The sequence below is a fragment of the Candidatus Thermoplasmatota archaeon genome (assembly GCA_029907305.1).
In the GTDB taxonomy this organism is placed as follows: domain Archaea; phylum Thermoplasmatota; class E2; order DHVEG-1; family DHVEG-1; genus JARYMC01.
The window spans coordinates 1-14,082 of sequence record JARYMC010000029.1 but is presented as its reverse complement, the minus strand read 5'-3'; the positions used below and the strand labels follow the sequence as shown (position 1 = coordinate 14,082).

At 34.5% G+C, this 14,082-nt stretch carries 14 protein-coding genes; 8 read left to right on the top strand and 6 right to left on the bottom strand.

Annotated features, from left to right (window positions below):
• Positions 1 to 212: 212 nt before the first annotated feature.
• Positions 213 to 1,781 (bottom strand): hypothetical protein, encoded by a 1,569-nt coding sequence (locus QHH19_03310; protein ID MDH7517352.1) that lies wholly within the window; start codon positions 1,779 to 1,781, stop codon positions 213 to 215.
• A 389-nt stretch (positions 1,782 to 2,170) separates the two neighbouring features.
• Between QHH19_03310 and QHH19_03305 the strand changes: the two genes are divergently transcribed.
• Both QHH19_03305 and QHH19_03300 read left to right on the top strand, forming a co-directional pair.
• On the top strand, positions 2,171 to 2,593 hold the full coding sequence (locus QHH19_03305) for a DUF296 domain-containing protein (GenBank protein ID MDH7517351.1): 423 nt from the start codon (positions 2,171 to 2,173) through the stop codon (positions 2,591 to 2,593).
• A gap of 65 nt (positions 2,594 to 2,658) precedes the next feature.
• Positions 2,659 to 2,907 (top strand): hypothetical protein, encoded by a 249-nt coding sequence (locus QHH19_03300; GenBank protein MDH7517350.1) that lies wholly within the window; start codon positions 2,659 to 2,661, stop codon positions 2,905 to 2,907.
• 12 nt (positions 2,908 to 2,919) lie between these two features.
• Here the strand turns inward: QHH19_03300 and QHH19_03295 are convergent, their stop codons facing one another.
• Together QHH19_03295 and QHH19_03290 are read right to left on the bottom strand one after the other, a co-directional pair.
• Positions 2,920 to 4,431, bottom strand: a complete 1,512-nt coding sequence (locus QHH19_03295) for a TrkH family potassium uptake protein (GenBank protein ID MDH7517349.1) — start codon at positions 4,429 to 4,431, stop codon at positions 2,920 to 2,922.
• A gap of 71 nt (positions 4,432 to 4,502) precedes the next feature.
• On the bottom strand, positions 4,503 to 5,387 hold the full coding sequence (locus QHH19_03290; GenBank protein ID MDH7517348.1) for a hypothetical protein: 885 nt from the start codon (positions 5,385 to 5,387) through the stop codon (positions 4,503 to 4,505).
• A gap of 87 nt (positions 5,388 to 5,474) precedes the next feature.
• Between QHH19_03290 and QHH19_03285 the strand changes: the two genes are divergently transcribed.
• Genes QHH19_03285 through QHH19_03275 form a run of 3 tightly spaced genes read left to right on the top strand, consistent with a single transcriptional unit; the run spans position 5,475 to position 7,615 of the window.
• On the top strand, positions 5,475 to 6,392 hold the full coding sequence (locus QHH19_03285) for a dihydroorotate dehydrogenase (protein MDH7517347.1): 918 nt from the start codon (positions 5,475 to 5,477) through the stop codon (positions 6,390 to 6,392).
• Positions 6,389 to 7,168, top strand: coding sequence for a dihydroorotate dehydrogenase electron transfer subunit (locus tag QHH19_03280; GenBank protein MDH7517346.1), 780 nt, complete (start codon positions 6,389 to 6,391; stop codon positions 7,166 to 7,168). Before QHH19_03285 ends, QHH19_03280 begins: the two co-directional genes overlap by 4 nt.
• A gap of 27 nt (positions 7,169 to 7,195) precedes the next feature.
• The gene (locus QHH19_03275) at positions 7,196 to 7,615 is read left to right on the top strand and encodes a secondary thiamine-phosphate synthase enzyme YjbQ (protein ID MDH7517345.1); all 420 of its coding nucleotides are present in this window, start codon (positions 7,196 to 7,198) and stop codon (positions 7,613 to 7,615) included.
• Positions 7,616 to 7,626: 11 nt separating this feature from the next.
• On the opposite strand, the gene QHH19_03270 is transcribed toward QHH19_03275, so the two are convergent.
• Both QHH19_03270 and QHH19_03265 read right to left on the bottom strand, forming a co-directional pair.
• Positions 7,627 to 8,136: a nitroreductase family protein gene (locus QHH19_03270; protein MDH7517344.1), complete on the bottom strand. Its 510-nt coding sequence runs from the start codon at positions 8,134 to 8,136 to the stop codon at positions 7,627 to 7,629.
• Between the two features lie 10 nt (positions 8,137 to 8,146).
• Positions 8,147 to 8,671 (bottom strand): nitroreductase family protein, encoded by a 525-nt coding sequence (locus tag QHH19_03265; GenBank protein MDH7517343.1) that lies wholly within the window; start codon positions 8,669 to 8,671, stop codon positions 8,147 to 8,149.
• Positions 8,672 to 8,760: 89 nt separating this feature from the next.
• Here QHH19_03265 and QHH19_03260 point away from each other — a divergent pair, with 89 nt between their 5' ends.
• A complete protein-coding gene (locus QHH19_03260; protein MDH7517342.1) occupies positions 8,761 to 9,405 on the top strand; it encodes an HAD family hydrolase in 645 nt (214 codons plus the stop codon).
• On the opposite strand, the gene QHH19_03255 is transcribed toward QHH19_03260, so the two are convergent.
• Entirely contained in the window at positions 9,398 to 10,222 is an 825-nt protein-coding gene (locus tag QHH19_03255) for a PKD domain-containing protein (GenBank protein MDH7517341.1), read from the bottom strand. The genes QHH19_03260 and QHH19_03255 overlap by 8 nt on opposite strands.
• Positions 10,223 to 10,419: 197 nt before the next feature.
• Here QHH19_03255 and QHH19_03250 point away from each other — a divergent pair, with 197 nt between their 5' ends.
• Both QHH19_03250 and QHH19_03245 read left to right on the top strand, forming a co-directional pair.
• Positions 10,420 to 13,590, top strand: a complete 3,171-nt coding sequence (locus QHH19_03250) for a carboxypeptidase regulatory-like domain-containing protein (protein ID MDH7517340.1) — start codon at positions 10,420 to 10,422, stop codon at positions 13,588 to 13,590.
• A gap of 232 nt (positions 13,591 to 13,822) precedes the next feature.
• On the top strand, positions 13,823 to 14,082 hold a 260-nt coding region (locus tag QHH19_03245), incomplete at its 3' end, for a transposase (GenBank protein ID MDH7517339.1).

The following is a 14,082-nucleotide window of genomic DNA, read 5'->3' as shown; positions in this document are numbered from 1 at the left end:
CTTCGCTCGTTCTTTCAACTGCTTTCTTTTTTCTATGGTTATCTTACATCCCATCCACATATCACCAAAGAAGGTAACACAATTTATAATATTTTAATTATGCTAGGACACTAGGCAAATCTTTTATTTATTTAAAAATATACCGTAAATTAAACATCATGGAATAAAAAACTTAGATAGAACACCACTTCTTTTAATATTTTAAATCTTGATTAATTCTGTTCAATATATACAAATGCATCCGGTCCTGGTGGAACTGCTTCAATCTCAGTATAATTTTCATATACTACTTTTCTTATTGAATAAAACTGGTAATACCCTGTTCCATTTGGTGCATTGAATTCCCAGCTCCAACCATCAGAACCATCTATGTCTGTACCGTATAATGTCCAGTTACTCCAAGAAGAGTTATCATATGAATGTCTATAAAAAAGATCTAATGATTCATCACCTTTTGATATTTCTACGTTACCATAAATGGTGAAAATGGATGTTTGATTAAAAGGAAAAATATCACAAACTTGTGATGGACCATAAACTGGTGGGAGATCATTATCAGGTACTTTACCTGCCCATGCTGCTACTCTTCTATAGATCCACCAGTTATAGTTATTTATAACTTTATCAATGCCTGTCCAATAGTGAAGCGCGTCAAAAAGATTATTTTTAGAAGTATCTTTTGTTTCTTCTATGTGACCACCCCACCAGACCCAGTCTTCCGGATGACCACCACATAATATTATTCTACCCTGGTTTTCATTTGGGTATATCTCCATGGTCATAAAAGGCATATTAGCACATTTTGTTTGTATTATTTTATTGGTCATTTTCCAGTCAGTTGCCTTAAACAGTGTAAATAAAATTTTATCAAAGATATTTCCCTCCATCTTTATTGTTTTAATAAAACCTTTTATAAAACCAAGTATACGACCAGTATATTTCCAAGCATGTATCTGTGTTGATTTGTTATCAGATATTTCCTCGTTTGGATAGTAAGCTATAACTTTAACGTTATTGCTTTGCTCAGGTATTATAAGTGCAGGTCCACCAGCCCAATGGATTCTTCGTGTATTTTCGTAGAGATCGCTAAATATAGGATTGTTCTTATCGACAATAACATCTAAACAACAACCACTAAAATAATGACTTTCGTTGTTTTCATCCCAACCTGAGAACCATACATAACCCGTTGATCCTATTTTTTCAGGATGGCCTGATAGCTGTGGAATAAAAATAAAATTGGCGTTTATATATGATTTCACTTGTGAGACATGCAGAGATCCTCTATCCATTTGTTTCTCGTAGATCGTCCTAGGACGATTACTTAAACCCGATGTCATAATAGTTGCAGCTGCGCAAGAACCAAAGTATCCGCCTCCATCTTTCACAAAATCAGCTACTTTATTTTTCCATATAAAATTTTTTATTCTATGTTGTGAAAGTTTCATTATCATTTGTGATGCTTCCATCCAACTAATTGTAAAAACCTCATAATTCTTTGTATTTAATTTACCTTTAAAAATAGCCTTATCATCCACTGCTGTTAAATTAAATCCATAAATTTTGTTTCCTACTTTCCATTGATATCCATAAAAAATATCTAAGTAATCCTGCATACCCTCTAAAAAGATATCACCCATTGAATATACAGCAATTCTTATTTCATTGATATCATCTGTAGTTTTTTCAATATCATCTTTATTAATTTGTTTAGAGGTTATAGGAATGGAACCAGTTAGCATCATTATTAATAAACAAATTGCAAGAATTTTTAATTTCATAATTAATATATATACCATACATTTTATATAAATTTTTCTATATAAATTTTGTAAAAATATTTCATTTATTTAAAATAAATCATAAATCTTTTTTATTAATTATCTTTTTATTATCTTATTATTCTTCATCCTCAATTTCATAAAAAAATGTTTATGATTGTTGATAATCAGAAATCAATTTTTCAAACCTTAAAAAGAAGTTAGATATTATAAATCAATAAGTTGAAAATAAAAAAAATAGTCATATTTTAATTATGCTAGGACACTAGGAAAAAATGTTTCCTCAACTAAATTTTCTTGTATACAACTGATAAATTTAATATGCTTATATCTATACATACTAAAATGAAAAACAGTTTTAATCCAAGGTAAATAGAGGTATCATGGTTATGCAGACAAAAGAAAAAAACAACCTAATTTTCGTTCGTCTCTTCCCAGATGAAAAACTGCATGAAAAACTTGTAGAAGCATGCAAAAAACATAGGGTTAAAACATCTGTGATAATTTCAGGTATAGGTCAACTTAAAAAATTTGAATTAGGTTATTTCAGAGAAAAAAACGTATATATAAAAGAAAAATTTGACAAACCATATGAACTTTTATCTTTGAATGGAACTATATGCAAACAAAAAGATGACTATTTAGTTCATCTGCATACTTGTCTGAGTGATGAAAACAAAAAAACAATTGGTGGTCATCTCTTTGAGGGAATTGTAGAGGTCACAAATGAGATAATCCTAATGAAAAGTGATATTGAGATCATTAGAAGACTTGAAGAAAAAACTGGTCTCAAAGGCATGTTTCTAGAGTAAAAGTATTTCTATTACAAAATAGATTACAATAACATAAAATTAAATTTAGGAGAATATGGGATGATATGGAAAAACTAGCTGAGATTACTGATAAGATCAAGGCGCTTAAAACCGCACGTGATATACTAAAAGAGGAGTACTCTGAGTCTGAGTTCCATAAAAAGAAAGAGGCTAACCCTCAGTCAATTGTTCCCCCTTCGCCCAAGGATGCTGAGATCTATAAACTTTTGACTGCTATACAACAACTTGATCATTACATAAAAAAATTCCAGGATAAACAGTTTGATTTGTTGAAAAAAGAGGAAAACGAATAAAAAAACTATGTCTTATAGTATGTTTCTTCTTAGACCAAAAAATGATCTAACTAGGACAACAACAGGTATTATCTCAAGTCTGCCTATCCACATGTTAAAAATAAGCATAACTTTTCCAACAGCTGACATAATAGGGTATTGCATATAATTAACATCGTTCAACTTACTAGTTATCCCAGTTGATAAACCCACGTTTCCCTGAGCAGATGATACTTCGAGGAACACATTACCAAGTGTCTCCTGTGGCAAAACCAGTGATATAACGATTACACCTGCCATGAGTAATATAACCCACATAAAAGAGATTATGGCTGCTTCATCTATGAAATCAATAACCTCTTCTTTTGATAATGGTTTACCACCAAATTTATGTACAAAAACCCTCCGAGGGGATGATATCGAGCGTTTTATCCTCCAGCTAACACCCTTGCTGAGAAGTATAGCTCTGAACAGTTTTATTCCACCAGCTGTTGAACCAGCTGCACCACCTACTATCATAGCCATAGCTAATATCAGTTTTGCAGACTCAGCCCAATTAGCTATATCAGCTGAACTAAAACCTGTGCATGTTAAAGCAGATACGAATTGGAAACCTGATTCTTTTAAAGCCAAAAGGAAGTTTTTTCCGTAATGAAGCGATGGAGTATTAAGGTTTATGAATGTGAGCAACAACACACCAAATATCAACAAAACAACCATAGCATGCAACTGGGTGTCAGAGAGAAACTTTTTTACACTACCTTTTAGTAGATTGAAGTGTGCTGTAAAGGAAATTGCCCCTATTATCATCAAAGCAACTAAAACAATTTGACTAGTTGTTCCAATACCCATCATGCTGTCATCGGTAACAGAAAAACCACCTGTAGCTAAAGCAGTCATACCATGGTTAAGCGACTGCCAAGGGTTCATACCACCAGTCGTAACCATCCCAACAACAATTAAGAGAGTTACACCAATTACTGTATATAAAGCAAATATCCACCACATCGTTCTAACAGTTTTTATAATAGATGGATGCGTCCTTTGTTCTCTACCCTCAGATTTATATAAACTATAGGAACCAACACCAGGTCTAGCAAGAATAGCAAGAGTCAAAATAATGACACCAACGCCACCAACCCACTGCATATACGTACGCCAAAACTGCAGCGTATAAGGTAAAAGACTTGGTTTACTAAACATGGTGAGACCTGTGCCAGTCCAACCAGACATACACTCAAAAAAGGCTGATAGAAAATCAGTTTTAACAATTAAAAGAAACGGGATGGTACTAACAACTGGTATAAGCAACCAACTCAAAGCAGCTGTAACCATAGCTGTCTTAAAATCAGCTTGTTCAGCTTTTTTAAAAATAAAATGAAGAGGCAAACCAACTAAAAAAAACACAGCAGAGGTAAGAAAAATAACACCAACACCAGTTCCCTCGTTGAAATAAATAGGCGCAGCTAAAGCAAAAAGAGTTATAGCACCCACAGTCATGAGTATATTACCCAAATCTCTGAGAACAGTCCGCAGATCACCCATATGCTTTTTACTTCTCCCTTAACCAACCTTAAACCAATACAAATAAGAGAACAACAATCAACTTAATATTTTTACTTATTTCTAATCTCTGCAATCCTCTCATCCAGCTCTTTCTTAAGAGTACTTGATATGTTCCTTTTTGTAAAAAAATCTGCTTTCGCAGCTGTAGCAACCTTAGAAGCAAGTATACGAGCTATTTTGCCCCTGTTTTCTTTAGGGGCTTTATTTATGAGTTGATGCTGAAATAACACACCATGCTTTGGCGGTCGACCCCCCTCTTTTTTAAATCTAAAAAGAGCTTTCTCAGCACCCAATAATTGTATGGTCGAGGATGGCATAACAGCAAGCCTGTTTAAACCTCCTGCTAATGATATCAAACGCGCACCAATAAGAGAACCAACTAGAGCAGTAACATTTGGGGCAATCTTATTCATGTCCTCATCTATCTGTTTTTCTAACCTTTTAATCTCTTTTTTGACATCGGAGAAAACGTTTTCGAAAGGTTTAATTTTCTTTGATGGAGTAGGAATCATCGACCAGCTCTCCATACGTTCAGATAAGAGATTTGACGTCTGTATAAGTTCATCAAGAGCATTTACCATCTGAATAACCTGTAAATCCTCTGATTTAAGTTTATCCCCAGTTTTTTCTTCTGTTAAAATCATCGAGGCTTCATGTAGTAGAGACTGCGGGAAACAAAAATCCTCTGGTTTGATGTCTATTTCTTTGAAAAAAGCGTCATCAGGATCGTAGTCCCCAATTGATTGCAATCTTTTTTCATTAACCTTTACCTTAACATTTTTTGTTATCTTTTTTTCCTCAGTTAGTATCTCGTTTTTGTCTATTTTTTTTAGTCTTTTAGCTAACTCTTTCTTGTCTTTGGGGAATAGAATACTTTTTTTTACCATGTTTTTATCGCAGAGGAACGTGCCGAACCATCTTGTTATAAGATACATTTCAATCAAGAATCGAAATAATATAGGGCTTAATTAAAGTTTTATAAAGAAAATTAATTTATATACTACCTTTTCTTTAAAGGTTAGGTGTCACCTTTGATTGATCTCACCACAAAAATCTCTTCTCTAAAACTTAAGAACCCTACTATTTTAGCATCTGGTATCATGGATGAAGACGTGGGTAGCATGAAACGGATTGCTGGTTCTGGTGCTGGTGCTATTGTTACTAAATCTATTGGTTTAAAACCCAGAGAGGGCTATCCAAATCCAACGATAGTTGAACTAGAATGTGGTGTTTTAAATGCAATGGGTTTACCTAGCCCAGGTATAAAAGAATATGGTGAAGAGATAAAAAATTTCAAGAAAATAAAAGTTCCTCTTATTGGTAGCATCTTTGGCTCAAATTCAAAAGAATTTGTAGAGCTAGGCAGAAAAATGCAGGAATATGGGACTGATGCTCTTGAGTTGAATATGAGCTGCCCGCATGCAAGAGGATACGGTTTGGAGATAGGCTCAGACCCTGTTTTAGTTAAAAAAATAACATATGATGTGAAACAATCAGTCGATATACCTGTTTTTGTAAAGCTTTCATCAAATGTATCTGATTTAAAAGATATTGCAAGGGCAGTGGAAAAAGGTGGTGCAGATGGCGTAGTTGCTATCAACACTGTGAAAGCAATGAAGATTAACCTAGAACTAAAGAAACCGGTGTTAGCCAACAAAATAGGTGGGTATTCTGGTAAAGCAATAAAACCTATTGGTGTACGTTGTGTTTATGAAATAGCTGAAACAGTTGATATACCAGTTATAGGTGTTGGTGGTATAACAACTGGAGAAGATGCATTGGAGTATATTATGGCTGGTGCATCAGCTGTACAAATCGGGACAGGGATATATTACAGGGATTTAGATGTTTTTAGAAAAATCTGCGGAGAAATAGAGGGATGGATGAAAAAACATGGTGTTAAAAGATTATCAGATTTAGTTGGAGTAGCACACATATGAATGGTCCGATGATTAAGAGTATAGTTGAATCTCGAATAGAAGCAAAAAACATCAAAACAATCTTGTTTGAATATCCCAATAAGATGATCCCTGGTCAGTTTTTTATGATTTGGATACCAGGGGTTGATGAGATACCTATGAGTGTATCATATATTGATAAAAAAATAAAGGGTATAACATTTAAGAAAGTTGGGGAAGCAACAGATGCGTTGTTCAAGCTTAAAAAAGGTGACAAAATCGGTGTGAGAGGACCTTATGGTAATGGTTTTAAGGTAAATGGTAAACGTATCCTTTTTGTTGGTGGTGGAACCGGTATTGGTATGCTCGCACCCGCTGTTGAAGAAGCTGCTCGTAAAAACATGTTATCTACGGTTGTGATTGGTGTGAAAAATAAAAACGAGTTGTTTTTTGAGGATAGATTCAGAGAATGTGGTGCAGAGGTTTATGTTTCAACAGATGATGGTTCAAAGGGCTACGAAGGGTTTGCATCAGATCTTGCCAAAAAAATTTTAAGTGAAAAAAGTTTTGACTCTGTTTTAACATGTGGCCCTGAGGTTATGATGAAAAAACTTTTAGACATAAGCAAAAACATACCTTTTCAGGCTTCGCTTGAACGATACATGAAATGTGGCATAGGCATCTGTGGCCAATGTTGTATAGGCGAGGGCCTCAGAGTTTGTAAAGATGGTCCTGTTTTTGATGGGGAAACATTGAAAAAAACTGAGGATTTTGGTGTTTATAAAAGAGATGCTGCTGGACGTAAAATAAAAGTTTAGATTATTTATTTTTTGGTGGAATAAATTATGGGCGTGTATTGTGGTGAAATAAACATAAAAACAAAAAAAGAAACAGACATAGTTGACATAACAGATGATGTACAAAAAATTGTTGATAAATCAGAAATTAAAAACGGCGTAGTCTGCATATTTGTACCAGGATCAACAGGGGCGGTTACCACAGCTGAGTACGAGCCTGGTTTAATGAAAGATTTACCGGATGCACTAGAAAGAGTTGCTCCTAAAAACATATATTACAAACATCATGAGACATGGCATGATGATAATGGTCATTCACATGTGCGTGCTAGTCTAATAGGCCCAAGTATAACTGTTCCAGTCATAGAGGGTAAGATAGTCCATGGTACATGGCAGCAAATCGTTTTCATAGAATTTGATACTAGACCAAGGAACAGAAGGCTAGTGGTTCAGGTCTTAGGGGAATAAAAAAAAGATTATCACCATTTGTTTTGATGAACCCTAGAAGCATCATACCTGTTTGCTGGAGGTTTTCTCTCTCCAGGGTAACCAATAGATATCAAAGAAAAGGGTATGATATATTCTGGGATGCTCAATAGTTTCCGCATACCATTCATTCTTTCTTCTCTCGGGTAAATACCTAACCATACGCCACCTAGTCCTTTTGCGTTAACAGCTATCAGTATGTTTTCTGTTGCTGCAGAACAATCTTGTATCCACATCTCCCCATGTTTATCCAAACGTTTATCGTTACAAACAAGTATAGCTGTTGATGCCTCGTTCAACATCTGTGCATGATTATGGAATGATGGTATTTCCTTCAAAATTTTTGGGTCGTTTATCAATATGAAATGCCAGGGTTGTTCGTTGCCAGCAGATGGGGCACTCATACCTGCCTCTAATAGTTCTTTTATCACTTCTTTTGGTATTGGTTTATTTATGTATTTTCTTATGCTTCTCCTAGAGAGAATAGCCTCTATTGCATCCATATATTTTTTTTCACCACCTGTTTTTATGAATCAATTCATTTGTTTGGATCCTACCTGTAGTTTCTATTTCACCTTTTGGGTAACCTATTGGGATGATTGCAACAGGTCTGACATATTCTGGTAGGTTTAGTATCTCAGATACCTTGTTTTCATCGAATGCGCCAACCCAACAAGCCCCTAAACCATAGTCTACAGCCAACAGTAGTATGTGTTCCACTGCGGCGGCAGCATCTTGTAGACAATATAGTTCTCTTCCTCTTTTACCATATGGGTTTATGCGGTTTAAATTTGCACAGACAACTATACTAACAGGAGCCTCAACAATAAAATCCTGGTTCAAAGCAGCGGCACATAGTCTTTTTTTGATCCCAGGGTCGTCTACCACTATGAATTCCCTTGCCTGCAGGTTACCAGCAGATGGCGCAAGGTTAGCATACTCTATAAGCTCATAAATCAGTCTTCCTGGTATCTTTTTATCTGAAAAACTCCTGACACTATGACGCGCTCTTATCACATCCTTGATATCCATATACATCAATCAGTTGATTAACATCTATTTCTTTAAAAACATTAACTCAACTACACAAATTAATATACAATCAATAATATGCGATCTACATCTTTATGATAAAAACCATATCCTTTGATTTAGACGACACATTGATAAAAAGAACATTCGCAGATGCAGTCTGGCTAAAGGGTCTACCAAAAATCTACGCACAAGAAAAAAACATAAAATTTGAAGAAGCAAAACAACACTTGCTGAAAGAATATGATAAGGTAACAGACAAAAAAACAGAATGGTATGACATAAGCTACTGGTTTGATAAATTCAACCTAAAACACAGCTGGAAAAAACTACTAGAAAACTACAAACATATCATCGAACCATACCCTGAAGTACCAGATGTTCTAAAAAGATTACACAAAAAATACGATCTCATAGTAATCTCAAACGCTAAAAAAGAGTTCATAGACATAGAACTAAAAGAATCAGGACTAAAAAAATATTTCACCCATGTTTTTTCATCAACATCTGATTTCCATAAAGTAAAAAAAATAGCAGAGTTCTACCTCATGATTTGCGATAAACTAAGAATCGAACCAAATGAAATGATACACATCGGGGACCACAAAGAATTCGATTATCAAATACCAAAAAAGGTTGGCATAAGATCCTTTTATCTAAAACGTGAAGGAAAAAACAAAGAAAAATTTACCGTTTCTAACCTATTGGAGTTTGAAAAAAGAATAAACGATGTTACGTAAAATCAAAACATATACTACTAGCTGTATCGCCACCATACAAAACATTTATTTTTTTACCAAGTGTAAAACCATATACAACAAGTTTAGCAGATTTGAATCTCTCAGATTTGTTGATTTCACCATTAACCAAAACAGTTTTTTCTTTCCAAAGATCAAATAAACCAAAACTAACATCTTTCTGTGATATCTTACTATTATTTTGGTCGTAGAGAGATAAAGAGATGCTTCTAACAAAGGCTAACCTTGGTTTCTGGATGTAAATAGTCGCATTCCATCTACATTCTTTGATGAAAACAGGATCATCCAGTTCATATAAGATTTCTTGTAGTGAGAGGATTTTACCAAAAGAAGCTTTCAAAGTATCTTTATTTGAAGAAGGCTTCTCCACTGATAGTTTCCCTTGGTTCAGATAAAATCTGTATTCCTTTGGGTAGAGCATTATTAGATGCAAAGCAGTCTCATAAGAGCCGTTGTTATCCTTAACGTTTAGGATAACAGAATAGATAAGTGGATATTCTATATCAAAATTGTTGTCAAAAACATAGGTGTGAGTAACAGTTGGTGTATCTGCGGTTTTGTTATCACCAAAGCTCCAGAAATATGATTCAATAGTGCCATCAGGATCATATGAACCTGTTGCAGTAAATTCTATTGGATCACCAAAAAAAGCTTCTTCAGGGCCCTTAATGATTGGTACTGGAAGCAGGTTCTGTGATTGATCTTTTTTATCATCTTGGTGGCCACTCCAGTTTATACAACCTGCTAATAATGATAAAAGAAATACTGTTGTTATTATAAACACTATTTTTTTGTTCACAGCAACCAACCAATATTTTCCAAACTAATAAATATATTTAAAAAACCATATATAAATCTTTGTTTACAACAGACACCACAAAAAACAGATTTCCTGTAACTATTGTAAAACAAAGTTATTATATATCAACGAGACACTATCATCAATAAATATTAATATATTAAAAACCTAATTGAAAAAAATTAATCGGGGGATTAATGCAAACTAAAAAATCAATAATAATTTACACAATGATACTGCTTTTATTATCATCAGCTTTAAGCATAAATGTTAACTCCCAACAAGCAACACCACCTTGGTGGGATAAAAACTGGTCATACAACCAAGAGATAAAAATTCCAATAGACACAAGTAACCCTTATGCAAAATCCCAGCCCATCGACATGTTCATCAACTTTGAAAAACCATGTTGGGCAAAAGACACCCTGAAACATTCAATACGTGTAGTTTGTTGGGATGGAAAACAATGGTATGAGCTAGAATCACAAATATACGACCTAAAATATTCTGGAACAAACTATGTTTGCAGATGCGGATTAGTTTTTCTAATACCTGATATAGCCAATGGAAACGAGAGATATTTTGTTTACTATGATGACGAAGAAAAACCATCCCCGAATTATGTGGACCATGTTAACATAAAGGATGCATACTACTATGTTGAACCTATTTCTGGGATCTCATTAGAAGTGGATTACTACAGGATAACTGAAGATGGTTATTGTGTTTACGCAGTTGGGCAAAAGGGACAGATAATGAACCGCAGGTTTGCTCAGACTATAGCAAAGATGAAATATGGTGTCAAAGAATTTGATGTAGAAATGATCGACCAAGGGGTATCATTTTATTTTTCTTATTTTAATGGGGTTAAGGACGAAGATGAGATATCCTCTGACCAAGTCCTTGTCTCTAAAGGTATCTGCGTAGATGGTAACTTGATGGTAGAGTTTGGAATCATCAGTGAATCCTCGGGGAAGGATCTACGCACCACAAACACATTTAAGTATTATTACTCGCCAGGTAGAGAAAAAAGAATTTATGTTCATGTGAAACATGAGGTTTTGAAAGACGGGGTTGTAACTGGGATAGTAGATGCTGATGGAACCTATGGTATGCTGGGGTCTTTAAAATCTAGGAGCGCTCGAATCAAAAAAATGGTTTTTGGGGATATTCTACCATATCTACATTTTTATGGAGAAGATGGTAACATAAGGGAATATCGTGTAAATACTAACCCAGAGAATAAAGAGAGAGAGTGGATAATATCATATAAGGATGACTGTGACCTTGGAGGTGATGCGTGGATATCTTATGATGAAGGAAAAAAGGGTAAGGTTCATGCAGTTATTTTTTCGTCTAATGAAAATATTGTTAAACATGGAACAAGCGAGAGAGATGGTATACAATTAAGAGTAAACACAAGGGAGTATCTTAGTATCGTTGGAACAGAAGTTGATTATGCTGCTATTGGTTTTGGTAGGAATTCATATGAAAAAGGTGGTAAGCATGATGTTAATATCCCTGGCGATCTGGTTGTAGAGTTTGATGCAGTGTTTTTTTCCTCAGATGATGGAGAGTATATGGATGTAGCTGAGGAAGCAAAGATTTGTCATGCACTCGCAGAAAACCGTCGTGGTGATGGTGGTTTTGAAGGTAGTGAAAACATATATGTTTTAACTGTAACACCGAGGTTAACAGGTAGGATTTTTTCTTGGCCTTTATTGTCAAATAAATTTAAGTTATTACCCTCTGTGGAGGTTGAACTTTATAGTGACAATATGTTTGTTTCATCTGGTAATGTATCAAAACCATTGATTGGTGCACCTAGGTTTAAATTCCCTAAATTATCACCAGGTGTTTATAGCATAAAGGTTTTTTTAAACAGCAGCAGAGGAGGACGTAGGTTTATTGGTTTTGATTCTGTGGAGCTCAATTGTGATCAATATGTTAACGTTTTTTGTATCTGGGAGAAAAATTTTAGGGTCACATATCATGATCAAAATGGTAACAGTATAAAAGATATGGATCTAAAAATTATTACTGGGAATAACACGGTTGTTTCTGAGAATATTACTGGGAATTCTGGTTCTGTGGATTTTGGTGTGCCGTATAGTTTGAAAAAAATGTATTACCTTAAGGCTTATTACAGGGGGTTTTTGGTATATGACAAAAATTTGTTGATGAAACAAAAAAACGTGGATGTAAATATTGAGGTTTATGATCTAAAAACGAAGATAAAAGATTCTCTTGGCATGGAGCCTGGTGTTGATGTTAGACCTGTGTTAACAAGTGATGAGATGATTGAGCCTGTTGAAATAACATCTGTTGAGTTATCACCAGGGGAATATGTTTTTGAAAAACTACCATGTGCAACCTATGAGCTTCAGATATCCTATGGTGGTTTTTTTGATAAAAAAACAATCAAAGTACCAGAAAATTTAGATTCTGTTGGTATGCAGTTCACTGCGATTTTTAACTTAAACCTTGAGCTGCTTAATTCAAGGGGAGAAAAAATAGATGATGCTGACAAAAAAATTGATATAATAAGAAGAGGAAAAACCGTTATCACTTCTGAAGTCTCAGATAAAAACTTTAAACTTCCACCGGGGGAGTACACGGTAAATGTTTTTTCAGATGATAAATTAGTTGCTACAAAAACCTTTAATTTAATTAGTGATAGAAAAGAAAAAATTGTAACAACAATTGAATCATTGATGCCAGCTGTTGTTACATTATCAGCGGTTGTATTCATTGCCGTGATTGTTGTATTTTTATTTATCAAAAAGATTTCATTGAACACTTTTTTGAAGCTAACAGCTATGGCTCTTATTTTGATTTCACTTATGCAACCCTGGTGGTATCTATTCGGTGAAAGTGATAACGGTGTTGTTAGCAAGTCTAGTGAAATGTTTTTGGTACCACAAATAATGATAGATAAGGTTGTTTATAAAAATACCCCGTTTTTAGATGTCGCAAATATACCTGATATGTTTACTACCCTTCTTGTGGTTTTATTGGTTGTTGTCTGCTCTGGTTTAATTATCCTTGGTTTAAGTTTCATTCCTAACATTGTTTTAAAAAGAAGATTCTCTCTAGCTCTGATAACATCTAGTATTATATTCTTGATGCTAGTGGTTATAGCTTTCTATTTCGGGATGAGTCTAATAACAGAGTTAACACTAGGTAGTTTAACAGGTGAGGGTATACTAGATGTAACATTACCAAATGGTAACGCAGTTTATATCCCATCAAAATGGGGTTTAGGTACTGGTTTCTACCTATGTATCGCTGCGGCATTAACAGCTATGTTTGCAGGTATCCTTGATTTTTTTAAGAAAGAGGGATGGCCCAAGAGATTTAAAAAATAAAAAAATTAGTACTCCAAAAAAAGTTTATATTAGCTTGACAATGTCACATTAACTTTTTTTGTATGATTTACAAGCTTTGCGACACTATTAAATCTTCATCCACTTTTTCGTCAGTGGATGGGATGATAGAATGAACTTTTCATTATCCGTAAAGGATATACGGGGATCACATGATAAACTTCAACGTTTCCATAATCGATATACCCTGCATTTTATAACGAAAACCAGAAATATGGTCAAACAATCATTTCAATATATCCAGGGTAAACTGCTGGGAACTGGAAGAGGTAACATGTGTTCATATGCATTAGATGTTCCTGATTGTAACAGTCAGTCCTTACAGCATTTTGTTTCAAATTCACCATGGAACCATCGACCGGTTCTTGACCACATTCAACGCGATGTCATTGAGTATGTTGGAGATAAAACCGATGGTTCAGTGCATATTGATGAATGTGGATTTCCGAAGCAAGGGACGGATTCAGTAGGTGT

Bases quoted from the DNA above. Each gene is read 5' to 3' on its own strand.
- QHH19_03310 (MDH7517352.1), bottom strand. From the start codon at position 1,781: ATGAAATTAAAAATTCTTGCAATTTGTTTATTAATAATGATGCTAACT.
- QHH19_03305 (MDH7517351.1), top strand. From the start codon at position 2,171: ATGCAGACAAAAGAAAAAAACAACCTAATTTTCGTTCGTCTCTTCCCA.
- QHH19_03300 (MDH7517350.1), top strand. From the start codon at position 2,659: ATGGAAAAACTAGCTGAGATTACTGATAAGATCAAGGCGCTTAAAACC.
- QHH19_03295 (MDH7517349.1), bottom strand. From the start codon at position 4,431: ATGGGTGATCTGCGGACTGTTCTCAGAGATTTGGGTAATATACTCATG.
- QHH19_03290 (MDH7517348.1), bottom strand. From the start codon at position 5,387: ATGTATCTTATAACAAGATGGTTCGGCACGTTCCTCTGCGATAAAAAC.
- QHH19_03280 (MDH7517346.1), top strand. From the start codon at position 6,389: ATGAATGGTCCGATGATTAAGAGTATAGTTGAATCTCGAATAGAAGCA.
- QHH19_03275 (MDH7517345.1), top strand. From the start codon at position 7,196: ATGGGCGTGTATTGTGGTGAAATAAACATAAAAACAAAAAAAGAAACA.
- QHH19_03270 (MDH7517344.1), bottom strand. From the start codon at position 8,136: ATGGATGCAATAGAGGCTATTCTCTCTAGGAGAAGCATAAGAAAATAC.
- QHH19_03265 (MDH7517343.1), bottom strand. From the start codon at position 8,671: ATGTATATGGATATCAAGGATGTGATAAGAGCGCGTCATAGTGTCAGG.
- QHH19_03260 (MDH7517342.1), top strand. From the start codon at position 8,761: ATGATAAAAACCATATCCTTTGATTTAGACGACACATTGATAAAAAGA.
- QHH19_03250 (MDH7517340.1), top strand. From the start codon at position 10,420: ATGCAAACTAAAAAATCAATAATAATTTACACAATGATACTGCTTTTA.